Genomic DNA, 25,675 nt, shown 5'->3' with positions numbered 1-25,675 from the left:
GGGGCGCAGGTAAACAAAACTTTCCGCGCGGGCGGAATTTCACGTTCAATTCTTGACAGTTTCGCGCGCGGAGTTGGGGATCTTGGCCAGTTGCACGGCCAGGATCCCGGCCGCGATCACCGCCACGCCCAGCAGGTCGAGCGGCCGAAGCGCCTCTCCCAGGAATGCGGCGGCAATGGCCACGCCAAGGAACGGGTTGAGAAAGTGGAAGGTCGCGGAGCGCACCGCGCCGATGCGGTTGACCAGCAGGACCCAGACAAAAGTCGCCGCCAGGCCAGGCACCAGCGTGGTATAGACAAAGGCCACGACCAACGCGGCAGACCAGTCGATCTGAACGGTTTCCAACGTCAGTGCGGGCACCCAGAGCACTGCGCTGCCAATCAGCATCTGCAGGCCCACGACCATCATGAAGTTGCCGCCCGAGGTGGCCCCGCGCAGCGACAGCGTGGCGATAGTCAGCGCGATAACGCCCAAGACGCAGAACAGCACCCCCGTCATGTCCAGACCACCGCCGAACCGCGCGCCCATGATGATGGCCACACCGGCCATGCCGGCGACCAACCCGAACAGCGCCTGCGGGCGCAGCGTCTCTCCCAGGAACAACCAGCCGGCCAAAGCCACCAGCAGCGGCATGGTCGAGGCGATGATGGCCGCCAGGGAGGCCTCTACCGTCTGCATGGCGACGAAGTTCAATCCTAGGTACAGCGCGTTCTGACAGACACCAAAAACGATCGTCGCGCGCCATTGGCCCCGGGTCAGCCGCCAGCTTTGCCCCATCGCCCAGGCGATCGCCACCGCCAGAAGGCCCGAGATCAGAAAGCGCAGAGCCAGTGCCGACAGGGGCGGAGCCGCCGCCACGATGATGCGAGCAGAGGTAAAGGCCGAGGACCACATCACCGCGAAGGCGAGGCCCATCAAGATCGCGCGAATATCCATGCCAAAGCATTAGGCGGTTTCACAGGCGACCGAAAGACCGCATTGCGTGCGCCAGTGCTACTCTGCCGCGCGCCCCTCGTCCGCCACCGCAGGCAGGTGGCCGGTCTTGATATAGAGGAGACAGCCGTCCTCCGAAAACGGTGTGTGACTGGAGCCGTCGGGGCTGCGGATCCAGCTGCCTGCCGGATAGCTGCCGTATTCATCCTGCAGCCGTCCCTCGATCACATAGACCTCTTCCCCGCCGCGGTGCGCATGAGGCCCCAGCCGCGTGCCCGGTGCAAAGCGCACGATCCGCACGCGTTCGTCGGGGACGTCATGGAGCAGCAGTTGGCTCAGTCCCGGCGCCGCCTCCTCGAACACTGCATCCTGCGTGGCGATGGCTTTCTGTTCGGTATCGGCGGGGTCGAACTGACACAGCTTGACCAGGATCGTTGCGCCTTCGGGCCCAATATGCGGGGTATGCGCGGTGCCGATCGGATTGCGAACATAGCTGCCGACCGGGTAATCTGCATGCTCGTCAGAGAAAACGCCCTGCAGAACCAAGAACTCCTCACCACCGCCATGCGTGTGCGCGTCGAACCGGCTGTTCGGCGCAAATCGAACGATGGTCGTGGCGCGGGCCACCTCCTCGCCGATCCGGTCCAGCATCATCCGCTCTACCCCGTTGGCGGGCGATGGACGCCAATGGTAATCCTCGGGCCGGATCACCACCCGTTTCGAGAAATCGGCATTCAGTTCCATCTCATCCTCCCGCGACTGATCCACCCTGAAAACCTGTGCACACCAGTCCAGCCTGTCCACCCTTGGCGACCAGTTTTGGTGCGCAGCAACCCGCTGGCCGGCTACTACAAGCTGAATCACCCGCCGCAGCGTGGCCACGATGCCTTGGATGACGCGCTGTCGGTGACCTATGTCCCGCAACACCACCTGCGGGAAAATCGGTTGACCGCGTCGGATTTCGGCTGAGGCCGGGTCACAAAAATGCCCCGCCTGCCAAAGGGCAAGCGGGGCCAGTTCGTGCCGCGGGCTATGCGCGGCATCGGCGGTGTTCATCGTGATTTCGGGTAAGGGTCAGTCCGACCGTTCGGCCATTTCCGACCGGATCTGCTGGCGCAGGACGTCGATGGGCACGGTCTTGCCGTCGCGCTTGAAGCACCAGTAGGTCCATCCGTTGCACGAGGGCGCGCCTTCCAGCTTGGCCCCCACCTGGTGGATCGAGCCCTTGACGTCATTGCCCACCAGCGTGCCGTCGGCGCGCACCTTGGCCCTGTGGCGGCCGTTCATGCTCCACAGTTCCTCGCCCGGGCGCAACATGCCGCGTTCGACCACCTGGCCGAAGGGCACGCGCGGTTCGGCGCGTTTCGAGGCGCTGACCTCCAGCGCGACCTTGTCAAAGGCCCGCACGCTGGCGATGCGCTTTTCCGCAACCTCGCGATAGGCGGCTTCGCGTTCGATCCCGATCCAGTCGCGGCCCAGCATCTTGGCCACGGCGCCGGTCGTGCCGGTGCCAAAGAACGGGTCCAGCACCACGTCGCCCGGATTGGTCGACCCGACCAGCACACGGTGCAACAGCGAGGTCGGTTTCTGCGTCGGGTGCGCCTTGTCGCCATTGGCGTCCTTGATACGCTCTCCGCCGTTGCAGATCGGCAGGACCCAGTCGCTGCGCATCTGGATGCCTTCGTTCAGGGCCTTCAGGGCCTCGTAGTTGAAGGTGTATTTCGCGCCTTCGCCCTTGGACGCCCAGATCATCGTCTCATGAGCGTTGGTAAACCGCTTGCCGCGAAAGTTCGGCATCGGGTTGGACTTGCGCCAGACAACATCGTTGAGGATCCAGAACCCGGCGTCCTGCAACGCGGCCCCGACCCGGAAGATGTTGTGATAGGAACCGATCACCCAGATCGCCCCGTCGGGCTTGAGCAGTCGGCGCGCCGCTGCGAGCCAGTCTCGGGTAAACTTGTCGTAGGCGGCAAAGCTCGAAAACTGATCCCAGTGGTCATCGACCGCGTCCACCTGGGAGTTGTCCGGACGATGCAGCGCACCTTTCAACTGCAAGTTGTACGGCGGGTCGGCAAAGATCAGGTCCACCGAGGACTCCGGCAGGCTCTGCATCACTTCGATGCAGTCCCCGGACAGGATCGTGTTGATAGGGAGCGCATCTGCGCCCGTTAACTTGGTCATCGTCGTCATTCTCTGCCTCTGTCCCGCGGCGCTTGTGCGCTCATTGGTTGGGCAAAAGATGAGTCAAAGGCGATTCGCGGTCAATTCTATTTTTGAATCAGTCACTTGTCTTTTTCCTCTTGCCACAAGATATCGCGCACCGGAGCAAAGGAACGTCTATGAAATGGGGTAGCCCCCAAATCTCGGAGTGCAGATTTGTGACACTTTGTCGGGTATCCGGCGTTTGTTTCCCATCCGTATCCGGGAAACTGTGTCGCGGCCTCTTTCATGACATCATCGCGCCATGATTTCGCCACAATCGAGGCCGCCGCGATGGATGGAGAGCGCCCGTCCCCACCCACGACCGGGGTCGCCGGGCACGGCAGGTCTACCGGAAGGCGATTTCCGTCGATCAGGAGATGGTCAGGCACGACCGGGAGATCCGCCACCGCGCGCCGCATCGCCAACAGGCTGGCCTGCAGGATGTTGAGCGCGTCGATTTCCTCGACACTGGCCACGCCCAGTCCGACCTGCGCGCTTTGCCGCAACAGGGGCGTCAGCAGGCCCCGCCGCTTCGCCGTCAGTTTCTTGGAGTCGTTCAGCCCCTCGGGGATCGAGGCGCGGTTCAGGACGACCGCAGCGGCCACAACCGGCCCCGCCAACGGTCCGCGTCCCACCTCGTCGACCCCGGCCACGCAGCTGTACCCGCGCGCCCAGAGCGACTCTTCCAGTTCCATCGTCAATGCCATGCCACGGTTGAACCCGAAGGCCCGCCCCGAGGCAAGCCCGGGATCAGTCCGCCAGCCGTGACAGGATGGGCAGGCGTTTCGACACCGCCCCGGCGCCTGCCGCCACGATGGCCATCAGGGCAATCCAGCCCAGGAAAGGCACAAGCCCGATCACGGCCGTCAGCATTGCCCCGACGACCCCCGCCAGCACCCGGGAGATCCAGGACTTGGACAGCGCGGGCGCAAAGCTCAGGACCTTGGCCCCAAGGCCAAAGGCGCCGACGACAAGACCAGCCAGGCCCAGCGCCAAAGCCGCCAACCAGAAGAACGGCGTCAACAGCGCCCCGATCATGGTCAACGCCACTACCACGCCTCCGCCCAGCAAGACCGAGAGCCCAAGGAACCCCGACAGGACATTCCGAAATGGGCGCGCCGCCAGGTCATCGGCAAAGCCGCCCATCGCCTTGGGTGCGATCAGGGCGGCAACTGCAGCGATCAGGCCGATGACCACGCCCCAGGTGAGATAGTCGGCGGCCACTTCGCCAAAGCTCCGCTTGTCGCCGCCGTCGGGGTGCTGGAACGCGCCGCTGACGCGCTTGTACCGCAGCTCGATGCGGGTGATCCGTTCGGCCGGAACCACCTCCTCGGGCACCACCAGGGTGCCCACCTCTTCCTCGTAGAGCGTCAACGTGCCGCCGATCCGTGCGCCGGGTCCGAAGGTCAGTTCACGTGTCGAAATGACCGCATCGCCCGCCACCGGGGCGTCCAGCTCCACGATTTCGCCGTTCAGGATCATGCTTTCGCCGATCGGTGCCATCACCGACACCTCGGAGCCGAAGGCGCGCAAATCACCCGCCACCGGGGCGTCCACCGCAATCGTGTAGCCGGCCACGGCGGCATCCCCGGCCACGGCCCCCTCGATCCGGACACGCTGCCCCGCAGCATACAGGCTGCCGCCAAGCTCGGCACCGATATCGACCCAACGGCCTGCCATGTGCGCGTTCCCGGTGACCGGCGCGGCCAGACGCACCCGTTCGCCGGCCAGAAAGGCGTCATCGCGGCCATCCTCGTCCATGCGCACGGACTGGCCCGCCTTGTAGATATCGTTGCCCAAGGTGGCCACTTCGTCCTGTGCCAGGGCCGGAACAGCCAGCATCAGGCCCAGGATCACCAGCAGATTTTTCAACATGCACAAACTCCCTGCCGCATCGGGCATCATTCGGGCGACGCTTCACCGCGGACGCCCTGCGCTGCCTTAAAGCGCGGGTCAGGGAGTGGGCTCAACCCTTTTCGATATCGCTGGCGCTGGCTTCTTGCTCCAGCAGGGCCGAGATCAGCGACAGCACCGCTTCTTCCTCGGACACCTTGCGCGCAGAGATCCACATGTCCAATCGCGCACGCTCCTCGCAACTGAGCTGGACAAGGATCGGACGGCGGTCTCCGGAGGTGACGGTCTTGTCCCAGCCGATCCCGGCATCCAAGGCCCGGCGCAGGGTCTGACGCACGAGGTAGGCCAGGGGGATATGCGCCACGGACTGGCGGACAAGCGCCTTGCGGAGAGGCTCCGGCAGACCCAGGACAAGAGCTTTTCTCGCATCGCGCCGACTCATGGCATCCTCATACTCGTATCGGGAAAGTTTAACAGGTTGCAGGCTCGCGACGAGCACCGATTTCGTGAAAGTTGTACGCACAGCCGACATAGGGCGGCAAGTCGGAACGCGCCCACCTTGTCACAGAAATTGGCGAAACGGACGATGACCAACGGCTTTGCCAGCCCTCACGCTCGGTTGTGAAAGTCAGCAGACAGCCCGCCCTGCTGACCCGCCTGGGTGCCCTGCTGCGCCTTGGCTTCCGCGATTTCACGGGAAAGACGGCCGCCACGCTGGCGTCCCGCCGTTGCGCGGTCAGCATGGCCCCGACACCTCTGCTTCCGTCATGCGAAAGATGCCCTTCAAGACCTCCACCACGAAATCGCGCGGGGTGACATCATCTTTCAACAGGATGACCTTGTAGAGCTTGGGCCGTTCGGTCGCGGTCTTATTCTCGGCCCTGCGTGGCACTGCGAACCCGCGCATGGCGCATCTCCCCGGCTGCCAGTCGCTTTCAGACAGGATGACAAGACCCCTTTCCCGGTCCAGCCTCCCCGGAAACGAACAGGGGCGCCCGGAGGCGCCCCTGTCTGATCTGATGGCGGTGCGGCAGATGGTTGATCTCCACCTGCCACCCGGCTGGCTTCCCCGAAGGGACAGCCGCCGTATTACATCATGCCGCCCATGCCGCCCATGTCGGGCATGCCGCCGCCAGCACCGGCACCGGCGCCTTCTTTCTGCGGCTTGTCGGCCACCATCGCTTCGGTGGTGATCAGCAGGCCGGCAACCGAGGCTGCGTCTTCCAGAGCGGTGCGGACAACCTTGGCCGGGTCGATGACGCCGAACTTGAACATGTCGCCATATTCATCGGTCTGGGCGTTGTAGCCGAACTTCAGGTCGTCCGATTCGCGGACCTTGCCAGCCACGACCGAACCGTCAACACCGGCGTTCTCGGCGATCTGGCGCAGCGGGGATTCCAGCGCGCGGCGCACGATCGAGATACCTGCGTTCTGGTCGCTGTTCTCGCCGGTCAGACCTTCGAGCACCTTGGCACCCTGAACCAGGGCCACGCCGCCGCCGACGACGATGCCTTCCTGAACGGCCGCGCGGGTCGCGTTCAGGGCGTCGTCCACGCGGTCCTTGCGCTCTTTGACTTCGACTTCGGTCATGCCGCCAACGCGGATGACGGCCACACCGCCGGCCAGCTTGGCCACGCGTTCCTGGAGCTTTTCACGGTCGTAGTCGCTGGTGGTCTCTTCGATCTGGGTGCGGATCTGCGAAACGCGCGCTTCGATCTCGGCCTTCTCGCCAGCACCGTCGACAATGGTGGTCTCGTCCTTGGTGATCGTGACCTTCTTGGCGGTGCCAAGCATGTCCATGGTGACGTTTTCCAGCTTCATGCCGAGGTCTTCGGAGATGACCTGACCACCGGTCAGGATCGCGATATCCTGCAGCATGGCCTTGCGGCGATCGCCGAAGCCCGGTGCCTTGACGGCAGCAATCTTCAGGCCGCCACGCAGCTTGTTGACCACGAGGGTCGCCAGCGCTTCGCCTTCGACGTCTTCCGCGATGATCAGCAGCGGCTTCTGCGACTGGATCACCGATTCCAGCAGCGGAACCATCGGCTGCAGCGACGAGAGTTTCTTCTCGTGCAGCAGGATCATGCAGTCTTCGAGGTCTGCAATCATCTTGTCGGGGTTGGTGACGAAGTAGGGCGACAGGTAGCCACGGTCGAACTGCATGCCTTCGACGACATCGGTCTCGGTCTCGAGGCCCTTGTTCTCTTCGACGGTGATGACACCCTCGTTGCCGACCTTCTGCATCGCGTCAGCGATCTGGCGGCCGATTTCGGCTTCGCCGTTGGCCGAGATGGTGCCGACCTGCGCGACTTCGTCCGAGTTCTCGACGGTGCGGGCTGCGTTCTTGATCGCGTCCACGACCTTGGCGGTGGCCAGGTCGATGCCGCGCTTGAGGTCCATCGGGTTCATGCCGGCGGCAACCGCCTTCATGCCTTCCTTGACGATGGCCTGGGCCAGCACGGTCGCGGTGGTGGTGCCGTCACCCGCTTCGTCGTTGGTGCGGGAAGCGACTTCCTTCACCATCTGCGCGCCCATGTTCTCGAACTTGTCTTCCAGTTCGATTTCCTTGGCGACAGAGACACCGTCCTTGGTGATGCGCGGGGCGCCGAACGACTTGTCCAGAACCACGTTGCGGCCCTTGGGGCCCAGGGTCACCTTGACCGCGTCGGCCAGGATGTTGACACCCTTGAGCATCTTCGTGCGGGCGTCGGTATCGAATTTCACGTCTTTTGCGGACATTTATCTTCTCCAGTAGACAGATAGGGTCATTTCAGGGGGCTGTCGGGCCACCCTCGATCACGACAGGCGTTCAGGCCGCGGCTGCGGCTGCGTCGTCCGTGATGATGCCCAGAATGTCGCTTTCCTTCATGATCAGCAGCTCTTCGCCACCAACGGTGACTTCGGTGCCGGACCACTTGCCGAACAGGACCTTGTCGCCCTCTTTAACGGCCATCTCGATCAGCTCGCCGCTGTCCTTGCGTGCACCTTCGCCACACGCGACAACCACGCCTTCTGCCGGCTTTTCCTTGGCGCTGTCGGGAATGATCAGCCCACCAGCAGTCTTTTCGTCGCTCTCGACGCGACGGACCAGCACGCGGTCATGAAGCGGTTTGAATGCCATCTTCGAGTCTCCTAGCTCAAAGTTACTCCCGTGAGGCCCCCCGTCGTGGGCAGGCCCCGTTATCACTCACACCGGGCGAGTGCTAACGTCGCTGAGTTAAGGAAAGGCATGGCACGAGTCAACAAGTGCGTGAGAGAAAATTATCGCCACTTGGCCCTGGCCCGGCGGGTCCCGGCCCGCCGACGGCGCAGCTTGATCCCCAGCGCCAGCGCGAATGCCGCCGCCGCGGCCAGTGCCGACACAAGGCCGCCCCAGTTGCTGACCACCTCGGCCACGCGGTCGATCTGGCTTCCAAAGGCAAAGCCCATGCCGACATAGGCCGTTACCCAGATCGTCTCTCCGGTCATGTCCCAGAGGGCGAACCGCCAGCGCGACAGGCCCAGCGTCCCTGCGATCAGGTTGACCCAGGGACCAAGCGGCGCCAGCAGCCAGGTGGACAGGAATACGCCGATCCCGCCCCGCGCCTCGACCACCGCCTCTCCGCGCGCGATCAGCTTCTGGCGTCCCGTCCGCTCCGCGACCCATCCAAGGAAGCGCCGACCGCCCCAGCGCCCGATCTGGAACCCCGTGTTGTCCCCGACCAGAGCAGCCCCCCACCCAGAGAGCCATACCTGCCACAGCACCAGGTCCCCCGCGGCGGCAAAGGCGCCCGCCGCCAGCATCACCAGCGACGTCGGCACCGGCACCGCCAGGCAGGACACAAAGGCAGAGCCCGCCACCACCCAGAGTCCCCAGGCGGACACCAGTTCGAAGGCCCAGTCACTCATCCGGATGCGCCTCGCGCCAGGCGGCAATGGCCTCTTCCAACTCGTCGATCAGCGCCTGCACCGGGACACCGCGCTCTGCCGCCATGCGCTCCAACGGTATTGGCCCCTTGCCATCCGGGGTTATCTGCAGCGCCTCGATGACCACCTCGCGCGGGACATCCCAGCTCATCGCAACGAAGCGCGGCGACATCCAGGGGGCGATCGGCATGTCCTGATGCCGTGGGTCGGCCCAAAAGATCATTCCCGCGATCAGCCGAAAGGCAAAGAACCCGGCCACCAGAAGCGCCAGCGCCAATCCCGCCGTCAAAAAGGGCGCCTCGCGCCACAACCGTCGCATTCCCTGCCTCCTGCATGAATGACCGCAACCTAACCCCAACCTGCCACCTGACGCAGCAGTGACACGCAGCCGCGCGGTGTTTCCGTCGCAAAGATTGCCCTGTCGGCAGGCGCTTCCCTAGGCTGGCTCAAGATCAACACGAGGGAATCGCGTCATGAAACTGGGAATCATCGGCAGCGGCATGGTCGGCGCCGCCGCCGCCTTTGCCTGCACCCTGCGCGGGGCCGCGTCGCGCATCGTGCTGGTCGACATCGACAAGGCCCGTGCCCGGGCCGAGGCAGAGGACATCGCCCATGCCGCCCCTTTCGCCGGGGCCACCCAGATCGACGCCGGGGATTACGACGACCTTGCCGGCGCGGGCATCGTTATCCTGGCCTGCGGCGTCGGGCAGAAACCCGGTGAAACCCGGCTGGAACTGCTGGGCCGCAATGCCGCCGTGTTCCGATCCGTCGTCGAAGAGGTGATGCGCATCTGCCCGGATGCGATCCTGCTGGTTGCCTCCAACCCGGTCGACATCATGGGGCAGATCACCCAGGCCCTGTCCGGCCTGCCGCCGGGGCGCGTCATCGCCTCGGGCACGATCCTTGATACCGCGCGCTTTCGCTGGTTGCTGGGCCGCCACCTGGGGATCGCACCACGGTCCGTGCACGCCTACGTTCTGGGCGAACATGGCGACAGCGAGGTATTGGCCTGGTCCGCCGCGCGCGCCGGGTCTGTTTCGGTGCAGGGCTTCGCGGAACAGGTCGGCGCGCCATTGACCCCCGAGGTCCGCGACCGGATCGACAGTGGCGTGCGCCGCGCCGCCTATACCATCATCGAGGGAAAGGGCGCGACCTGGTACGGCATCGGCGCCGGCCTTGCCCGGATCGTCTCGGCCATCGCGCAGGACGAGGGTGCGGTGCTGACCGTTTCGACCCTGGGCGAGGTCATGGGCGTGCGCGACGTCGCCTGTTCGGTACCCCGGGTGGTGGGCGCACAAGGCGTGACAGAGGACCTGGTGCCCGACCTTACGCCCGCCGAGGCCGACGCCCTGCGCGCCTCGGCCGAGATGCTGCGCGATACTGCCGCCTCGGTCCCGATCTGAGCCCCCCTTTCATGTCGCCGCCAACAGGTCTAGGTTGCCGGCAACGCGCAAGCCGCGCAGCCCCCAGTCAAGAGTTTCCCAATGCCCGCGCCCAACGTCGCGCCGCTGCGCAATGCCCCGCCGCCAACGCGGTCCGACAACCTGCGGGGCATCAGCCTCATGTTGCTGGGGTTCTTTTCCTTTGCGGCCTGCGATGTGCAGGCCAAGCTCCTGACAGAGACCTTTCATCCCGCACAGGTGGTCTGGTTCCGCCAGATCGGGCTGGCGGCAGGCATGGTGGTCCTGATCCTGTTGCGCGGATCCCATATCCTGCGGTCACACCTGCCGGTTCTGCAGATCGCGCGTGGCCTGATGGCTGTCGGATCGGCCGTCTGCTTCATCCTTGCGGTCAGTTTCGTGCCGCTTGCGGACGTGGTGGCCGTGACCTTCATCGCGCCCTTCATCGTCACTGTCCTCGGTGCGGTCTTTCTTCGTGAGCCGGTGGGCATCCGGCGTTGGGCCGCGGTCAGCGTGGGCTTTATCGGCATGTTGATCGTGATCCGCCCGGGACTGGGCGTGTTTCACCCCGCGATCGGTTTCGCCGTGGCCGCCGCCTGCTTCTTCTCGCTCCGGCAGGTCCTGTCCCGCAGCCTCAGCGGCACCGACCCGGTGGTCACCACCGTCGCCTATACCTCTCTGACCTCGATCACCGTTGTCAGCCTGGCCCTGCCTTTCGTCTGGCGCACGCCGGATGAAATCGGTCTCTGGCTGATCGTTGCGGGCCTCGCCACCACGGCGGCCCTGGGCGAGGTTCTGGTGATCCGGGCGCTCGACATCGCGCAGGCCGTGGTCGTCGCCCCGATGCACTATTCCATGATCATCTGGGGCACGTTCTACGGTTATGTCGTCTTTTCCGACCTGCCCGATGGCTGGACGCTGCTGGGCTGCGGGATCATCATCGCCTCGGGGCTCTACACCCTGCACCGCGAAAGGTTGGCGGCCAAGCGCGGCACAGGCTAGCTCCCGCTCTCCCAGCTGTAGGCCCAGTGTTTCAGCCCCTCGTGGCCGGCCCCTGTCAGGCCATAGATCCCCTTGGATTGCCGCTCGAACCAGCCGTAGTGGTTGTCCCGCATGATCCGCGTCGCCGCCGCAACGCCGGTCGCCTTGGTCACGTCGCGCCCGCGGCAGGCCCCGTGTTCGGCCAGATGCGCCGCACAGGCCAGCGAATCCTGGCGATAGCCCGTCACGATCCCATGCCGCGTCGCCCCGCCCTCGTTGGGATCGCCGCGCAGCCGCTCGAAGGCCCGCAACAGCTTGGCAGCCTTCGCCTTGTTGCGCCGCGGCAAATAGGGGCCCGGATCGCATTGCACCTCGACCGTGCCGTCCGCGCGAACCGTGATGAACCCCAGACCCAGGCGGCGGCACATGGTCAGGTTGTCCTTCAATGCCCGCCGAGCGCTGCGGCCGGTGGGGCGCGGCACGGCGATGTAGACATGCTCGGACACTGCAAGCCGGGCGCAGGCCTGGTGGTAAAGCGACAGGGTGATCCGCAGCTTGAGTTCGACAATGACAGGGGGTTCGTCGCCGCGCAGGGCGACAAGGTCGGCCGCGCCGACCTCCCCCTTGACCGTGTAACCCTGCGTTTCCAGCAAGGCCTTGACCGGCGCATATAAATCGCTTTCCCGCTCCATCCCTGCAGTTTCGGCGCAGGCCTTCCCCTTGTCCAGAACCTGCCCGCCGGACTATGCAAGACGGGCCCCAACCGGAAAGCGACCCATGCGCCTGATCCTGACCGCCCTGACCCTCCTTGGCCTATGCACCGCCCCTCTTTTCGCCAGCTGTCAGGGCCGCGATCTGATGGGCACGCTGACCGACAGCGAAAGCTCCCTTTTTAAGGAACAGCTTGCCGCAACGCCCTACCCCGAGGGCAACCACTGGCGCGCCACGCGCGACGGCAAGACCCTGCACCTGATCGGCACCCTGCACCTTGGCGACCCCCGCATGGATGCCCCGGCCGACCGGCTGGCGCCCCTGATCGAAGGCGCGGACCTTTTGCTGCTGGAAATGGCCGCGCCCGAGAAAGAGGCGCTGGAAACCGCGCTCAAGACCCGGATGGACTTGCTGCTGCTACCGGACAGCACCCTGCCGGAACTCTTGCCCGAGGAGGAATGGAACCGCCTGGCCGAGGCGATGCGCCTGCGTGGGATGCCGCCCTTCATGGCCGCCCGGATGCGGCCCTGGTACGTCTCGATCCTGCTGGCGATCCCGCCCTGCATGACCGCGCAACTGACCGAGGCCAACGGGCTGGATGCCCGGCTGGAACGCGCGGCGCTGGCCGCCGGGGTGCCCACACGCTCGCTGGAGCCCTATGAAACGGGGTTTGCGGCCTTCTCGGACATGTCCCTCGACACGCAGCTCCTGATGATCCGCTCCGCCCTCAGCAGGCCCCAGGATGCCGAGGATCTCTTCGAGACCATGCTCACCGCCTATTTCGGCGAGGCCCATGCCGCCAGCCAGATCGCGCTCAAGGTGCTGTCCGCCCGCCTGACGCCCCTGACACCTGCGGAAAACGCCCAGGTCTTCGAGGTGATGGACGGCGCCTTGATCGCGGGCCGAAACCGCGCCTGGATTCCGGTCCTTACGAACGCATTGGACGAAAGCGACGGCTACGTCGTCGCCGCCTTCGGCGCCGCCCACCTTTCGGGCGAGGAAGGCGTGTTGCAACTGCTCGAAGACGAAGGCTTTGCGCTGGAGCGGGTGCCGTTCTGATGTGAAACGCCAAAGGCGCCGGGGACGGCGGGCGGGGCGACGTCGAGGCCGGAGGCCTCGGCAAGCGCCGTCCCGACGCCCGGTCTCAGGCAGCCAGCCCGCGCCCTTTCAACAGGGCTTCGACGCCCGGCATCCGGCCGCGGAACCGGGTATATAGCTCTTCCGCCTCCACCGATCCGCCACGGGACAGGATGAACCGCTCCAGTTTTTCCGCGGTTTCGGGATCGAAGGCCCCGCCCGCCTCCTCGAAGGCCTCGAAGGCATCCGCATCCATGACCTCGGACCACATGTAGCTGTAATAGCCCGAGGAATAGCCGTCCCCGGCAAAGACATGGGCGAAATGCGGCGTTGCATGGCGCATGACGATGGCGCGCGGCATGCCGATGCTTTCCAGCACCTCCGCCTGCTTCTGCATCGGATCGGCCGGCGCCGCACCGGAATGAAACTCCAGGTCCACCAGCGCCGAGGCCACGTATTCGACCGTCTGGAACCCCATGTCGAAATTGGCCGCCTTCAGCACCTTGTCCAAGAGCGCCTTGGGCATCGGCTCGCCGGTCTCGGCATGGGTGGCGAATTCGGCCAGCACCTCCGGCACCTCCAGCCAGTGTTCGTAAAGCTGCGACGGCAGCTCGACGAAATCGCGCGCGACGGACGTCCCGGCGACCGAGCCGAATTCCACGTCCGACAGCATCTGGTGCAGCGCATGGCCGAACTCATGGAACAACGTCCGCGCATCGTCATAGGACAGGAGCGCGGGCTTGCCCGCCGACGGCTTGGCGAAGTTGCAGACATTGACCACGATCGGCGTCTTTTCCTCGGGCCGCTTGGCTTGCATCCGAAATGCCGAACACCAGGCCCCCGACCGTTTCGAGGAGCGCGCGAAGTAATCCCCGATGAAGACCGCGACATGCTTGCCGTCCCGCGTGACCTCGTAGGCGCGGCAATCGGGGTGGTACATCGGCACCTCCAGCGGCGCGAATTCCAGCCCGAACAGGCGGTTCGCACAGGCAAAGGCGGCCTCGATCATCCGGTCAAGCTGCAGGTACGGCTTCAGTTCGGCTTCGTCCAGATCGTGCAGCGCCTTGCGCCGCTTCTCCGCGTAGTAGCGCCAATCCCAGGGTTCCAGCGGCCCCGGAATGCCGTCGGCGTGCAGCATCTGCTCCATCTCGGCGGCATCCTTCAGCGCCGCCGCCTTGGCCGGCTCCCAAACCGCCATCAGCAGGTCACGCACCTTGTCGGGCGTGCCCGCCATCTCTGTCTCCAGCTTGAAACCCGCGAAATCGCCATAGCACAGCAGCCTGGCGCGCTCCTCGCGCAGTTTCAGCACCTCGCCCGCGATGCCTCGATTGTCGGTCTCGCCGCCGTTCTCTCCACGCATCACCCAGGCCCGCCAGGCCTTTTCGCGCAAGGCGCGGCGCGGCGAGAACTGCAGGAAAGGCACGATCAGCGACCGCGACAGCGTCACCACCGGGCCGCCCGCCCCCGCCGCCTCACCGGCAGAGCGCGCCGAATCCACGACGAACTCCGGCAAGCCTTCAAGGTCATCCTCGGCCAAGTCCATCGACCAGGCAGATTCGTCCTTCAAAAGGTTCTGGGTAAATTGCGTGCCCAGAACCGCCAGCCGCGACTTGACCTCTTTCATCCGCTCCGCCGCATCGCCTTCCAGCGCCGCGCCTGCGCGCACGAAATCGCGGTGCGTCAGGTACAACACCCGCGCCTCTTCCTCGGACAGGTCCAGCGCCTCGCGCGCCTCCCACAACGCGCGGATGCGGGCGAACAGCGCCGCGTTGGAGTAGATCGCCGAGGAATGCGCCGACAGCTTGGGGCTGAAATCGCGCTGCAGTTCCTGCCGCTTGTCGTTGCTGTCCGCCCCGGCAAGGTTGAAGAAGGTGCCCAGCACCTTGTCCAGCGCCGCGCCCGATCCTTCCATCGCCAGGATGGTGTTGTCGAAGGTCGGCGCCTCGGGGTTGCCGGCAATCGCCTCGATTTCCGCCAGGTGCGCATCCAGCGCCTCCTCCAGCGCCGGGGCAAAATCCTCGTCCGAGATGTCCGCGAAGGGGGCAATGCCAAAGGGCGTGTCCCAATCGACAAGCAAGGGGTTGGTCATGAGGCTCTCTCCTGTCTCGTTGCGGCAAAGCTAGGCGCCCGCGCCGCCCGCTTCAATCACAACAACGGTTTCTCCGGACGCGATGGCGTCGGAACCGGCCCAGGGTGGGCTTCACCCCGCCGCCGTACCGCAGACCGGACAGTCCTCGCGGCGTTTCAGCGTGATCTTGCGGGTCTCGCTCCACAGGGCGTCGTAAATCAGCATCTCGCCCCGCAACACGGCGCCCGCCCCGGAGATCAGCTTGATGCATTCCACCGCCATCATGCTGCCCACCACACCCGGCAAGGGGCCCAGCACTCCCGCCTCGGCACAGCTGGGGGCCAGTCCCGGCGCCGGGGCCTCTGGAAAGATGCATTGATAGCAGGGCCCGGAATGGGTGGGATCAAAGACCGAAACCTGCCCTTCCCACTGGCTCAACGCCCCGGAAATCAATGGCTTGCCCGCGGTCACGCAGGCCCGGTTCACCAGGTAACGCGTGTCGAAATTGTCGGTCCCGTCCAGCACCAGGTCGTACTCTTCCAAGAGCGCAGCCGCGCTCTCTTCGTCCAGGCGCCGCTTGTAGGGGCGCACGGTGATGTAGGGATTCAGGGCTTCCATCGCCGCCTGCGCGGAAAAGACCTTGGCCATGCCGATCCGGGCATCGGTGTGGATCACCTGCCGTTGCAGGTTGCCGCTGTCCACCTCGTCATCGTCGATCACGCCGATGGTGCCCACACCCGCTGCCGCGAGATACAACAGCGCCGGAGAGCCAAGCCCCCCTGCACCGACCACCAGCACCTGCGCCTCTTTCAGGCGCTTCTGCCCCGGACCACCCAGCTCGCGCAGCACGATATGCCGGGCATAGCGCTCCAATTCGCCCTCGCGGAATTTCGACGGATCGGGCGCCGGCGCCTCTGCCGCCTCCCTCCGGACCGCACGCGCCTTCAGCCGGCGGATGCCCAGCGCATAGGCAGATCCCAACGCCACGAAACCGCCCAGGATCAGCCAGGGCGCCGCGCTGACGCCCGTCGCCGCGCGCAGCGGATGACCTGCGGGCAAAACCACCTGCACCATCAGCACCAGGACATAAAGCAGGCCCAGCATGTAGAAGCGCGCCATGCGGGGCACCTTCATCATGTGCCCGACGCCCCAGATCACCGCAGCCAGTGCCAGCACGAATACCATCAGCCGCGCCCCGTCGACCCAAAGCCGCCCGCGCCGCGCGCGGTGGCGTCCAGAACGCCCTCGCGGAACACCGCCCGCACCACCGGCGCCACCACCATCTGCGCAATCCGGTCACCGTGGGCGATCACGAATTCCGCCGCGCCCGCGTTCATCACGATCACCCCCAGGGGACCGCGGTAATCGCTGTCGATGGTTCCCGGCGCATTGGGCAGGGTGATCCCGTGTTTCAGCGCCAGCCCCGAGCGTGGCCGCACCTGCACCTCGTAGCCCGCCGGAATGGCGATCCGCAGACCCGTCGGGATCAACACCCGCGCCCCCGGCGCCAGGTGGATCGCGCCCCGGTCATCAAGATTGGCACGCAGGTCAGCCCCCGCCGCCCCCGGCGTGGCATAGGTGGGAAGGCCCAGCGCCCTGTCCGCCCCCTCGACCCAGTCGAAGGCAATCGCAACCTGTGCTTCTTCTCTCGTCAAATACTCAAACTCCGCCCGTGCCGCGCGTACCGTCCCAGGGACCGGGCGCGCGCGGGGAAACCCCCAGCGCCTCTGCGATCCGTCCCGCCAGCCGCGCCCCCACTTCGCGCTTGGACGCCCGCGGCCAGGTCTCGGCGCCCGCCTCAGAGATCAGGATGACCGCGTTCTCCGCCCCGCCCATGATCCCCGTCGAAGGCGAGACGTCATTGGCCACGATCCAGTCACAGCCCTTGCGCGCGCGTTTCGCCGTGGCATTGGCGACCACGTCATCCGTCTCGGCGGCAAAGCCCACCACCAGCCCGGGTCGGCCGTCGGTCAATTGCGATACCTCGGCCAGGATGTCGGGGTTCTCGGCGAACTCCAGCACCGGCAGCTTGCCGCCCTGTTTCTTGATCTTCGAGCCCGAGGCACTGGCCACGCGCCAATCCGCCACCGCCGCCGCGAAGATCCCCGCCTCGACCGGCAGCGCGCCCATGACCGCGTCGCGCATCTCGCGCGCGCTCTCGACCTCGATCACCTCCACGCCAGCCGGGCGCGGTGCCTCGGCGGGTCCGGTGACAAAGACCACCTCGGCGCCCAGGTCACGCAAGGCCTCGGCAATTGCGGTGCCCTGGGCGCCCGAAGACCGGTTGGCGATATAGCGCACCGGATCGATCGGCTCGTGGGTGGGGCCGGAGGTGATCAGCACGCGCCGCCCTGCCAGCGGATCGGCGGACAAGGCCTTCTCGATCCCGGCGATGATCTCCATCGGCTCGGACATCCGGCCCGGCCCGTGTTCGCCGCAGGCCATGTCGCCGGGGTTGGGGCCGATAACGCGTACGCCGTCGCCACGCAGCACCTCGAGGTTGCGCTGCGTCGCCGGATGCTCCCACATCCGCACGTTCATGGCCGGGGCGATCATCACCGGCGTGTCGGTCGCCATCAGCAAGGTCGTGGCCAGGTCATCCGCATGGCCGCCCGCCATCTTCGCCATCAGATCGGCGGTCGCCGGCGCCACCACCAGCAGATCCGCCACGCGGCTCAGCTGGATATGGCCCATTTCGGCCTCTTTCGTCAGATCAAAGAGATCGCGATGCACCTCTTCCCCGGCAAGCGCCGAGACTGACAGCGGCGTGACGAATTCCTCGGCGGCACGGGTCATCACCGGGGTCACCGCCGCGCCGCGCTCGCGCAGACGCCGGATCAGGTCGAGGCATTTATAAGCCGCGATACCGCCCCCGATGATCAGAAGAATGCGCTTCCCGTTCAGCATGGCCCGCCCCACTCGCTTTGATGTGGTTGTAGGCGCAGCCGCGACCCGAGACAATGGGCCGACAGGCCAGCGACGATCACGATCCCCGGCAGGGGTCACCGCGCACGAAACGCCTCGCAGGGATCGGGACGTTCCACGGCCGGGGCGCTTTCTGTCAGGTCGAAACCGCCGTCCGGGGCCGTCCCGTCGTTCTCGCCCTGCCCAAGGGCGAGGATCGTCACATCGGGCGCTGCCAGGGCCAGCAAGGCAGGCGCCCCCCAGTCCTTTCGGGCGTGTCCGTTGCCGGTGATGACCACGACCGGCCCGCCGGTGGCCTCCAGTGCCTCCAGCGCGGCAGCGGCCAGGCGCGCATCCCGCAGCCGCTGGATGTCCACCATCCCGGGCAGGATCTCGGCCGGCAAAGCGTCGCAATGGGCCCCCATCTGCAACGCCTCCCGCTTCTGCTGTTGCGCATCCGGCAGAGGCTGGTCCAGCCCGAACCGTGCGGCACCTTCGCCAAAGGCATCAGCCAGGCTTTGCCCCATTGCCGCCCGTGCCGCACCGCGGGGCAATTGCGCACCGAAATGCACGGCATCGGGGGCCGCCGCGAAAATCGGATAGTACATCGAGAAATCGGGCCACCCGCTGTCGGCCCAGTTCAGAGCCGCACCCAGCGCCGCCTCGTCGCCAGTCAGCTCGGGCGTGATCGGAGGCACGGAGTCCGGATCCAGCATCTCCCAGACGATGGCGCGGGGCTCTACCTCTGCGACAATCTCGGCCTGACGCGCGTGATGGGCAGGGTTGTCGTGAACCTCGCCGAGAAATAGCACGTTGGCGTCAGGAATGGTGTCCGCCGCAGCAGACCCGGCGAACAGCATCAGGCCGAGGATCGCATGTTTCATGCCAGGAAGTGATGCACTTCCCCGCTTTGCGCTTCAAGTGCCTTGCGCATCTTGCCAAAGGCAGCCGCCTCAAGCTGGCGCACGCGCTCCTTGCTCAGCCCCAACTCGGTGCCCAGGGATTCCAGCGTCCGCGTTTCCTCGCGCAGCTTGCGCTCACGCACGATGAACCGCTCGCGGTCGTTGAGCGCGCCCATCGCTTGCACGAGCCAGTCACGCAATTGCTCGCGGTCGTGTTCGTTCTCGACGATCTCGGAAGCCTGGGCGCCGTCATCCTCGATGGTGTCGATCCACTCGCGGCCTTCATCCTCGACCGATTGCGTGGCATTCAGCGAGTAATCCGAGCCGGACAGCCGCCCTTCCATCATCTCTACATCGCGCAGCGGCACGCCGATTTCCGTGGCGATCTTGTGGCGCAGCTGATGCCCGTCCAGTTCCTCGCCCGAGGCCGCGGCCTCGCGCTCGATCCGGGCCTGGACACGGCGCATGTTGAAGAAGAGGGATTTCTGCGACGAGGTCGATCCGGTGCGCACCATCGACCAGTTGCGCATCACATAATCCTGGATCGATGCCTTGATCCACCAGACGGCGTAGGTCGAAAAACGCACGCCTCGGTCCGGATCGAACTTGTCGGCGGCCTTCATCAGGCCCAAACCCGCCTCCTGGATCAGGTCGTTCATCGGCGCGCCGTAGCGCTTGAACTTGGCCGCCATCGAAATCGCCAGTCGCATGTAGGCCTGGATCAGCCGGTGCAGCGCCTCTTCGTCACGGTCGTCTCGCCACGCGTAGGCCAGTTTCAGCTCGGTTTCCGCGTCCAGCAGTTCGGCCTTCATGGCCCGGCGCGACAAGCTCTGGTCATTGAATGAATCAAGTGCCATTTCCGCTCCCCTGGTGATCTCAGGCCCCGGTTCTTCGGGCCTCTTGATCGTAGTACGCGCGTGGCGGGCACGCAGATCACTTTTGCGTCTGAGTATTTTCGACCAATCTGCACGCAGCCATCCGGCGGTTTGATCCTGTTCGCCACGAATCCTGATTTCCCGTCGCGCGGCACATGCTGTAGTTGAACGCACAAGCGATTGGAGAGGTTCCATGTCCGACAAGCTTTTTCTTGGCGACTACAGCTATTCCAGCTGGTCCTTGCGGGCCTGGCTGCTGTTTCACCGCTTCGGCATTCCCGCAACGATCGAGATTGTCGATTTCATGAAGGCCGGCGTGGCAGAACAGATGTCGCGCTTTTCCCCGGCCCGCACGGTGCCGACACTGGTGCTGTCGGACGGTACCGTGATCTGGGACAGCCTTGCCCTGGCCGAAGAACTGGCCAGCCGCCATCCGGACGCGGGCCATTGGCCCGCCGATCCCGCGATGCGCGCCACCGCCCGCAGCCTCGCGGCCGAGATGCACTCCAGCTTCGGCACGCTGCGGGACCTGTGCCCGATGAACCTGCGCGCGGCCTATTCCGACACGCCTTTGCCAGAGGCCCTGCAGGCCGACCTCTCGCGGATCGAGACAATCTGGGGCTTTGCGCTCGACCGGTCGCGCGGGCCCTGGCTCTGCGGCGATTACTCGGTCGCCGATGCCTTCTTTGCGCCTGTTGCCGCGCGGATTGCGGGCTATGCCCTGCCCGTGGGCGAGCAGGCGCGCGATTATGTTGCCGTGCACCTGGCAGACCCGGCCTTCCGCCGCTGGCGCGCGATGGGGCTGGCCCGCGGTGCGACCCTGCCCTGGTACGATCGCGATTATGCGCAACTGCCCTGGCCCGGCCCGACACCGCGTTCCGCGCGGGCGGTCGACAGCGGCGAAGCCGAGAATTCCGCCTGCCCCTATTCCGGGGATCCGGTGACACACCTGATGGAATCAGAGGGTCGGATCTTTGGCTTTTGCAACGCATTTTGCCGCGGCAAGACGGTGAACGATCCGGACGCCTGGCCGAAATTCGTGGCGATGCGCGACGGCACCAACTGACCGTCCTCACGGTAATTCCTAACGCCGTCCACCACGCGTTAACCAGTTGCTAACCACGTCCGGGGCAGGCTCGCCCCGGTCTGACGTGGGGAGTTTCATGGTTGCGCGCGCCCATACGGTCGCTTTCGAAGGAGTAAATGCGCGCCCGGTCGAGGTGCAATGCGCCGTCACACCCGGCGTCCCCGCCTTTTCCATCGTCGGCCTGCCCGATAAGGCCGTCTCCGAGGCCCGCGACCGCGTGCGCACGGCATTGGGCGCGCTGGCCATCGCGCTGCCGTCGAAAAAAATCACGATCAACCTCGCCCCCGCCGACCTGCCCAAGGTCGGCTCGCATTTCGACCTGCCCATCGCTCTGGGGCTGCTGGCCGCGCTCGACATCCTGCCGCGCGACGCGGTGGCGCAAACGGTCGCCCTGGGCGAGCTGTCGCTGGACGGGGACCTGTTGCCCGTGGTCGGCGCCCTGCCGGCCGCGATGGCCGCGGCCGAGGAAGACCGCATTCTGCTGTGCCCCCGCGCCTCGGGGGCAGAGGCCGCCTGGGTCGATGCCTGCACGGTGATCGGCGCCGGAAACCTGCTGGAAATCGTGCGGCATTTTTCCGGGGACAACGTGCTGGAACCGGCCCAGCCGGGCGAGGTGACGACGGACGCGACACCGCGCGACCTGCGCGACGTCAAGGGACAGGAACGCGCCAAACGGGCGCTGGAAATCGCCGCCGCCGGGCGCCATCACCTGATGATGATCGGCCCGCCCGGGGCGGGCAAATCCATGATGGCCGCCCGAATGCCCGGCATCCTGCCGCCCTTGACGCCCATCGAGGCGCTGGAAACCTCGATGATCCATTCCATCGCGGGCCTGCTGACCGATGGCGGCATCTCGCGCACGCGGCCTTTTTGCGAACCGCATCACACCGCCTCGATGGCGGCCCTGATCGGCGGCGGGCGCACCGCGCAGCCCGGGCAGGCCAGCCTCGCCCACAATGGCGTGCTGTTCATGGACGAATTCCCGGAGTTTCCACGCAACGTGCTCGAAACCCTTCGCCAGCCCATCGAAACCGGCGAAGTCGTGGTGGCCCGCGCCAATGCCCATATCCGGTACCCTGCGCGTTTCCTGCTGGTCGCCGCCGCCAATCCCTGCAAATGCGGTTATCTCACCGATCCGGCGCAGGCCTGTTCGCGCGCCCCGAACTGCGGAGAGGACTACCTTGGCCGCATCTCCGGCCCGCTGATGGACCGATTCGACCTGCGGCTGGAGGTGCCGCCGGTCGCGTTCACCGACCTCGACCTGCCCGCCACCGGCGACAGCTCGGCGACCGTGGCCGCCCGCGTTGCCGCCGCGCGCGCTGTACAGGCCGACCGTTTTGCCGAACACGACGCGCTGCGCACCAATGCCGATGCCGAGGGCCAGTGCCTCGAAGAGATCGCCACGCCCGACGAAGAGGGACACGCGCTGCTGACCCGCGCCGCCGACCGCTTTGGCCTGACCGCGCGCGGCTATCACCGGGTGCTGCGCGTCGCCCGCACCATCGCCGACCTCGACGAAAGCGGGACCGTCCGCCGTCCGCACGTGGCCGAGGCGCTCAGCTATCGGCTGCTGTCTGCGAAAGAGAATTGATCCAGCGCGCGATCCGCCGCAGCGTGATCCGCGCCTCCGGCAGGATGTTGTGAAAGATGGGCCAGACGTGCGGCAGGTCCCGCGCGATGTCCTCTTGCACCGTCACCCCCTGTTGGCGCAGCCGCGCCGCCATGCGCCGGGTGTCGTCCAGCAGGAATTCCGTGTCCCCTGCCGACAACCAGACCGGCCCGGACCCGGCGAAGTCCGCCCAGAGCGGCGACACTCGCGGATCGCGCCGATCGACGTTGTCCGGCAGATAATGCATCGCCGTTTCATGCGTGCGGCTCGCCGGCAGGACCACGTCGCTCTCGGCATTGCGCGTCACGCTCTCTCCCGAAAACGTCATGTCCGTCAGCGGAGACAGCGCGAAGGTCCCCAAGGGTTGCGGCAGCCCCTGCCGACGGATCTCTCCCAGCAGAGCAAGCGCCAGCCCTCCGCCGGCGCTGTCACCGCCCAGCACGACCCCCGCGGGATGCGCCATGACCGCGCGATAGGCCGTCAGCGCATCCTCCAGCGCGGCCGGAAAGGGATGGTCCGGTGCCAGCCGATAATTCACAAGGCAGGCCGGGCACCGGGCGGCCCGTGACAGCCAGGCGACCATCGCCCGATGCGTGTCGGCAGAGCCCATGACATAGGCTCCACCGTGAAAGTACAGGATCAGCGGCCCCGGCAGATCCTCGTTGACCCGCAGCACCGGAACCGCATCCAGTACATCGCGCCGTTGGCGGGTGCCGCCGGGGGCAAAAAAGAAAAGCCGCGCCTTCCTTTCAAAGGAGGCGCGCAGCCGAGGCACGGATTTGCCCCGCTCCAGGTGCGGCCGTTCCGTCATCCGCAACCAGCGGTTCAGGACCGGCCGCATCAGGCTCATGCCAGCTTGGCCTCGATCGCCTGCCAGATCCTTTCGGCCACGTTGATGCCGTCGAACCGTTCCAGCTCCTGGATGCCCGTCGGCGAGGTCACGTTGATCTCTGTCAGCCAGTCGCCGATCACGTCGATGCCGACAAAGATCTGCCCCTTGTCGCGCAGCACCGGCCCGATCCGCGCACAGATTTCGCGGTCACGGTCGCTCAGCTCGATCTTCTCGGGGCGGCCGCCCACATGCATGTTCGAGCGCACCTCGCCCTTGGCCGGCACCCGGTTGATCGCGCCCACCGCCTCACCGTCGACGAGGATCACCCGCTTGTCACCCTTGGACACGGCGGGCAGGTATTTCTGCACGATCAGCGGTTCACGAGAGAAACCGGTAAACATCTCGTAGAGCGAGCTGAGGTTGCCGTCGGCGGCGCCCAGCTTGAACACCCCGGCGCCGCCGTTGCCGTACAGCGGCTTGACGATGACATCGCCATGTTTCTCGCGGAAGGCGCGCAGCACCTCCAGGTCGCGGGCAATGGCCGTGGGGGGCGTCAGGTCGGGAAAGTTCAGGACCAGCAGCTTTTCCGGGGAATTGCGGACCCAGAAGGGATCATTGACCACCAGGACATCATCCTTGAGCCGGTCCAGCAGATGGGTGGTGGTGATGTAGTGCATGTCGAAGGGAGGATCCTGCCGCAACCAGATCACGTCCATATCCGCCAGGTCGACCGCCACGCGGTCACCGAGAACGGCGGGTTTCTCCGCCACCCGCTGCACGGTCATCCAGTGCCCGCGCGCGGTGATCCGCCCCTCTTCATAGGCCAGCTGGTCCGGCCCGTAATAGAACAGTTCATGCCCGCGCGCCTGCGCCTCTTCGGCGAGGCGAAACGTGCTGTCGGCGTTGATGTCGACCCCGGTGATCGGGTCCATCTGAAAGGCGATCTTCATCGGCGTCCCCTGCATTCTTCCCGCCATAGATGGCGCAGGACGGGGCCGGGTGCAATGCACCGCTACCCTGCACAGACGCAGGGACGCCCCCTAGCAGAGCGCGTTTTCGATCACCCGGATCTCGCCTTGCCCGTTCACAAGCGCCACGTCGAAACGGATATCCGTCAGCGACCCGCGCGGCATCGTGCCAAGGAATTCCTCACCGGCCCGCAGCAGCCGCCCGATCTGGCGTTGCGACAGGCGTTCGGCGGCGCGATCGAAGCTGCGGCTTTTCTTGACCTCGACGACAACAACGCCGTCACCGTCGCCCAGCACAAGGTCTATCTCGCCCGATCGACCGCGCCACCGCCGCGCCAGCAGCGGATAGCCCCGGCGGGCATAGTCCACGGCCACGCCATCCTCTGCCGCGAGGCCCGCGTGATAGCCGCATCGCCCGGTATCGACCCGGCCCGCCAAACCTGCGCAATCACGCGCCATCGCCATCCCCTTTTGCCGAGAGGCGCATGGCCAGTTGATAGACCGGGCGCCGTTTCACCCCGAACCGAGCCGAGACGAAATCCGCCGCATCGCGGACCGACATCGTTTCCAGCGCCTTGTTCACCTCCTGTTCTAGATCGATTTCCTTAACGGATCCTGAATCGCCCTTGCCGATCAGCACCACCACCTCGCCCTTGGCGGGGCTCTCGCGGTAATGATTGGCCAGGTCGGACAGGGGCCCGCGCCGGACTTCCTCGAATTTCTTGGTCAGTTCCCGGCAGACAGCCGCCTCGCGATCGCCCAGCACATCCTGCGCGGCCATCAGCATCTCCGGCAGACGCCGGGGCGATTCGTAGAACACCAGCGTCGCGGGCACGCCCGACAGTTCGCGCAGCGCCGATTTGCGCGGCCCGCCCGCGTTGGGCAGGAACCCCGCGAACAGGAACCTGTCCGTGGGCAGCCCGGCCAGCGTCAACGCCGTGACAACCGCGCTGGCCCCCGGCGCGCTGGTCACTGCGAACCCCGCTTCGGCGGCGGCGCGCGCCAGGTCGAACCCGGGGTCCGAGATCATCGGTGTCCCTGCCTCGGATGCGTAAAGCACCGACTTTCCCGCCGCCAGGTCCGACAGCAGGCGCGGACGCGCCCGCGCGCCGTTGTGATCGTGATAAGCCACCAGTGGCCGGTCGCCCAGCGCCACGCCATGCAGTTCAATCAGCCGTCGCAGGCTGCGCGTATCCTCTGCCGCCAGGACATCCGCCGTGGCCAGCAGGTCCAGCGCCCGCAGCGTGATATCACGCGCGTTGCCGATGGGTGTCGCCACAAGGTACAGGCCCGGCGTCAATCCGCCGCCCTGTCCGGCGCTTTCCGGATTCGTCACTGGTCCCCCCTTTCGCCCTTCTCTATGATC

General features: G+C 66.0%; 28 protein-coding genes. 6 read left to right on the top strand and 22 right to left on the bottom strand.

Translation table 11 applies throughout. The annotated features are described in order from the left end of the window. Positions 1 to 45: 45 nt before the first annotated feature. Both RBB42_RS12325 and RBB42_RS12320 read right to left on the bottom strand, forming a co-directional pair. Positions 46 to 936, bottom strand: a complete 891-nt coding sequence (locus RBB42_RS12325) for a DMT family transporter (protein WP_305969923.1) — start codon at positions 934 to 936, stop codon at positions 46 to 48. A gap of 57 nt (positions 937 to 993) precedes the next feature. Then, a complete protein-coding gene (locus RBB42_RS12320; RefSeq protein ID WP_305969922.1) occupies positions 994 to 1,677 on the bottom strand; it encodes a cupin domain-containing protein in 684 nt (227 codons plus the stop codon). Between the two features lie 75 nt (positions 1,678 to 1,752). Between RBB42_RS12320 and RBB42_RS12315 the strand changes: the two genes are divergently transcribed. Then, complete coding sequence (locus RBB42_RS12315; RefSeq protein WP_305969921.1) at positions 1,753 to 1,902, top strand: hypothetical protein; 150 nt, start codon at positions 1,753 to 1,755, stop codon at positions 1,900 to 1,902. A 105-nt stretch (positions 1,903 to 2,007) separates the two neighbouring features. Here the strand turns inward: RBB42_RS12315 and RBB42_RS12310 are convergent, their stop codons facing one another. From RBB42_RS12310 to RBB42_RS12270, 9 genes are all read right to left on the bottom strand, one after another. Continuing rightward, on the bottom strand, positions 2,008 to 3,123 hold the full coding sequence (locus tag RBB42_RS12310; protein ID WP_305969920.1) for a site-specific DNA-methyltransferase: 1,116 nt from the start codon (positions 3,121 to 3,123) through the stop codon (positions 2,008 to 2,010). Between the two features lie 92 nt (positions 3,124 to 3,215). After that, positions 3,216 to 3,842 carry a ribonuclease HII gene (rnhB, locus tag RBB42_RS12305; protein WP_305969919.1) on the bottom strand — a complete coding sequence of 209 codons (627 nt, stop codon included), beginning with the start codon at positions 3,840 to 3,842 and terminating at the stop codon, positions 3,216 to 3,218. A 43-nt stretch (positions 3,843 to 3,885) separates the two neighbouring features. Next, entirely contained in the window at positions 3,886 to 5,010 is a 1,125-nt protein-coding gene (locus tag RBB42_RS12300) for a hypothetical protein (protein ID WP_305969918.1), read from the bottom strand. 91 nt (positions 5,011 to 5,101) lie between these two features. After that, the gene (locus tag RBB42_RS12295) at positions 5,102 to 5,431 is read right to left on the bottom strand and encodes a hypothetical protein (protein WP_305969917.1); all 330 of its coding nucleotides are present in this window, start codon (positions 5,429 to 5,431) and stop codon (positions 5,102 to 5,104) included. A 294-nt stretch (positions 5,432 to 5,725) separates the two neighbouring features. Continuing rightward, complete coding sequence (locus RBB42_RS12290; protein ID WP_305969916.1) at positions 5,726 to 5,896, bottom strand: ATP-dependent Clp protease adaptor ClpS; 171 nt, start codon at positions 5,894 to 5,896, stop codon at positions 5,726 to 5,728. A gap of 182 nt (positions 5,897 to 6,078) precedes the next feature. Next, positions 6,079 to 7,728 carry a chaperonin GroEL gene (groL, locus tag RBB42_RS12285; protein WP_305969915.1) on the bottom strand — a complete coding sequence of 550 codons (1,650 nt, stop codon included), beginning with the start codon at positions 7,726 to 7,728 and terminating at the stop codon, positions 6,079 to 6,081. Positions 7,729 to 7,798: 70 nt separating this feature from the next. Next, the gene (locus tag RBB42_RS12280) at positions 7,799 to 8,110 is read right to left on the bottom strand and encodes a co-chaperone GroES (RefSeq protein ID WP_305969914.1); all 312 of its coding nucleotides are present in this window, start codon (positions 8,108 to 8,110) and stop codon (positions 7,799 to 7,801) included. A 140-nt stretch (positions 8,111 to 8,250) separates the two neighbouring features. Continuing rightward, the gene (locus tag RBB42_RS12275) at positions 8,251 to 8,877 is read right to left on the bottom strand and encodes a DedA family protein (protein ID WP_305969913.1); all 627 of its coding nucleotides are present in this window, start codon (positions 8,875 to 8,877) and stop codon (positions 8,251 to 8,253) included. After that, positions 8,870 to 9,214, bottom strand: coding sequence for a hypothetical protein (locus RBB42_RS12270; protein ID WP_305969912.1), 345 nt, complete (start codon positions 9,212 to 9,214; stop codon positions 8,870 to 8,872). The genes RBB42_RS12275 and RBB42_RS12270 overlap by 8 nt, the downstream gene beginning before the upstream one ends. A gap of 154 nt (positions 9,215 to 9,368) precedes the next feature. Here RBB42_RS12270 and RBB42_RS12265 point away from each other — a divergent pair, with 154 nt between their 5' ends. Both RBB42_RS12265 and RBB42_RS12260 read left to right on the top strand, forming a co-directional pair. Further along, positions 9,369 to 10,298 (top strand): L-lactate dehydrogenase, encoded by a 930-nt coding sequence (locus tag RBB42_RS12265; protein WP_305969911.1) that lies wholly within the window; start codon positions 9,369 to 9,371, stop codon positions 10,296 to 10,298. A gap of 81 nt (positions 10,299 to 10,379) precedes the next feature. After that, on the top strand, positions 10,380 to 11,297 hold the full coding sequence (locus RBB42_RS12260) for a DMT family transporter (protein WP_305969910.1): 918 nt from the start codon (positions 10,380 to 10,382) through the stop codon (positions 11,295 to 11,297). Here the strand turns inward: RBB42_RS12260 and RBB42_RS12255 are convergent. Next, a complete protein-coding gene (locus RBB42_RS12255) occupies positions 11,294 to 11,968 on the bottom strand; it encodes a DUF2161 domain-containing phosphodiesterase (protein WP_305969909.1) in 675 nt (224 codons plus the stop codon). The genes RBB42_RS12260 and RBB42_RS12255 overlap by 4 nt on opposite strands. 85 nt (positions 11,969 to 12,053) lie before the next feature. Between RBB42_RS12255 and RBB42_RS12250 the strand changes: the two genes are divergently transcribed. Next, a complete protein-coding gene (locus RBB42_RS12250) occupies positions 12,054 to 13,046 on the top strand; it encodes a TraB/GumN family protein (RefSeq protein ID WP_305969908.1) in 993 nt (330 codons plus the stop codon). An 85-nt stretch (positions 13,047 to 13,131) separates the two neighbouring features. Here the strand turns inward: RBB42_RS12250 and RBB42_RS12245 are convergent, their stop codons facing one another. The 6 genes from RBB42_RS12245 to RBB42_RS12220 all read right to left on the bottom strand — a co-directional run bounded on the left by RBB42_RS12245 (position 13,132) and on the right by RBB42_RS12220 (position 19,795). Then, on the bottom strand, positions 13,132 to 15,153 hold the full coding sequence (locus RBB42_RS12245; RefSeq protein WP_305969907.1) for a M3 family metallopeptidase: 2,022 nt from the start codon (positions 15,151 to 15,153) through the stop codon (positions 13,132 to 13,134). A 111-nt stretch (positions 15,154 to 15,264) separates the two neighbouring features. Then, the gene (locus tag RBB42_RS12240; protein ID WP_305969906.1) at positions 15,265 to 16,317 is read right to left on the bottom strand and encodes a HesA/MoeB/ThiF family protein; all 1,053 of its coding nucleotides are present in this window, start codon (positions 16,315 to 16,317) and stop codon (positions 15,265 to 15,267) included. Next, entirely contained in the window at positions 16,317 to 16,787 is a 471-nt protein-coding gene (gene dut / locus RBB42_RS12235) for a dUTP diphosphatase (protein WP_305969905.1), read from the bottom strand. The genes RBB42_RS12240 and dut overlap by 1 nt, the downstream gene beginning before the upstream one ends. Positions 16,788 to 16,791: 4 nt before the next feature. Further along, the gene (gene coaBC, locus RBB42_RS12230; protein ID WP_305969904.1) at positions 16,792 to 18,039 is read right to left on the bottom strand and encodes a bifunctional phosphopantothenoylcysteine decarboxylase/phosphopantothenate--cysteine ligase CoaBC; all 1,248 of its coding nucleotides are present in this window, start codon (positions 18,037 to 18,039) and stop codon (positions 16,792 to 16,794) included. Between the two features lie 95 nt (positions 18,040 to 18,134). Further along, positions 18,135 to 18,920 carry a ChaN family lipoprotein gene (locus tag RBB42_RS12225; protein WP_305969903.1) on the bottom strand — a complete coding sequence of 262 codons (786 nt, stop codon included), beginning with the start codon at positions 18,918 to 18,920 and terminating at the stop codon, positions 18,135 to 18,137. Continuing rightward, positions 18,917 to 19,795, bottom strand: a complete 879-nt coding sequence (locus RBB42_RS12220; protein WP_305969902.1) for an RNA polymerase factor sigma-32 — start codon at positions 19,793 to 19,795, stop codon at positions 18,917 to 18,919. The genes RBB42_RS12225 and RBB42_RS12220 overlap by 4 nt, the downstream gene beginning before the upstream one ends. A gap of 211 nt (positions 19,796 to 20,006) precedes the next feature. Here RBB42_RS12220 and RBB42_RS12215 point away from each other — a divergent pair, with 211 nt between their 5' ends. Together RBB42_RS12215 and RBB42_RS12210 are read left to right on the top strand one after the other, a co-directional pair. Continuing rightward, on the top strand, positions 20,007 to 20,879 hold the full coding sequence (locus RBB42_RS12215) for a glutathione S-transferase N-terminal domain-containing protein (protein WP_305969901.1): 873 nt from the start codon (positions 20,007 to 20,009) through the stop codon (positions 20,877 to 20,879). A gap of 97 nt (positions 20,880 to 20,976) precedes the next feature. Beyond that, positions 20,977 to 22,491 (top strand): YifB family Mg chelatase-like AAA ATPase, encoded by a 1,515-nt coding sequence (locus RBB42_RS12210; protein WP_305969900.1) that lies wholly within the window; start codon positions 20,977 to 20,979, stop codon positions 22,489 to 22,491. Here RBB42_RS12210 and RBB42_RS12205 read toward each other — a convergent pair. The 4 genes from RBB42_RS12205 to rsmI all read right to left on the bottom strand — a co-directional run bounded on the left by RBB42_RS12205 (position 22,457) and on the right by rsmI (position 25,645). Then, positions 22,457 to 23,359: an alpha/beta hydrolase gene (locus tag RBB42_RS12205; RefSeq protein WP_305969899.1), complete on the bottom strand. Its 903-nt coding sequence runs from the start codon at positions 23,357 to 23,359 to the stop codon at positions 22,457 to 22,459. The two genes, RBB42_RS12210 and RBB42_RS12205, sit on opposite strands and share 35 nt — an antisense overlap. Next, positions 23,356 to 24,291, bottom strand: coding sequence for a glutathione synthase (gshB, locus tag RBB42_RS12200; protein ID WP_305969898.1), 936 nt, complete (start codon positions 24,289 to 24,291; stop codon positions 23,356 to 23,358). Before gshB ends, RBB42_RS12205 begins: the two co-directional genes overlap by 4 nt. A 90-nt stretch (positions 24,292 to 24,381) precedes the next feature. Beyond that, entirely contained in the window at positions 24,382 to 24,768 is a 387-nt protein-coding gene (locus RBB42_RS12195) for a YraN family protein (RefSeq protein WP_305969897.1), read from the bottom strand. After that, on the bottom strand, positions 24,758 to 25,645 hold the full coding sequence (gene rsmI / locus RBB42_RS12190; RefSeq protein WP_305969896.1) for a 16S rRNA (cytidine(1402)-2'-O)-methyltransferase: 888 nt from the start codon (positions 25,643 to 25,645) through the stop codon (positions 24,758 to 24,760). Before rsmI ends, RBB42_RS12195 begins: the two co-directional genes overlap by 11 nt. Positions 25,646 to 25,675: the final 30 nt, after the last annotated feature.

This window comes from Mameliella sp. MMSF_3455 (genome assembly GCF_030733205.1).
GTDB lineage: Bacteria > Pseudomonadota > Alphaproteobacteria > Rhodobacterales > Rhodobacteraceae > Antarctobacter.
This window is presented reverse-complemented; position numbering and strand designations above follow the sequence as displayed.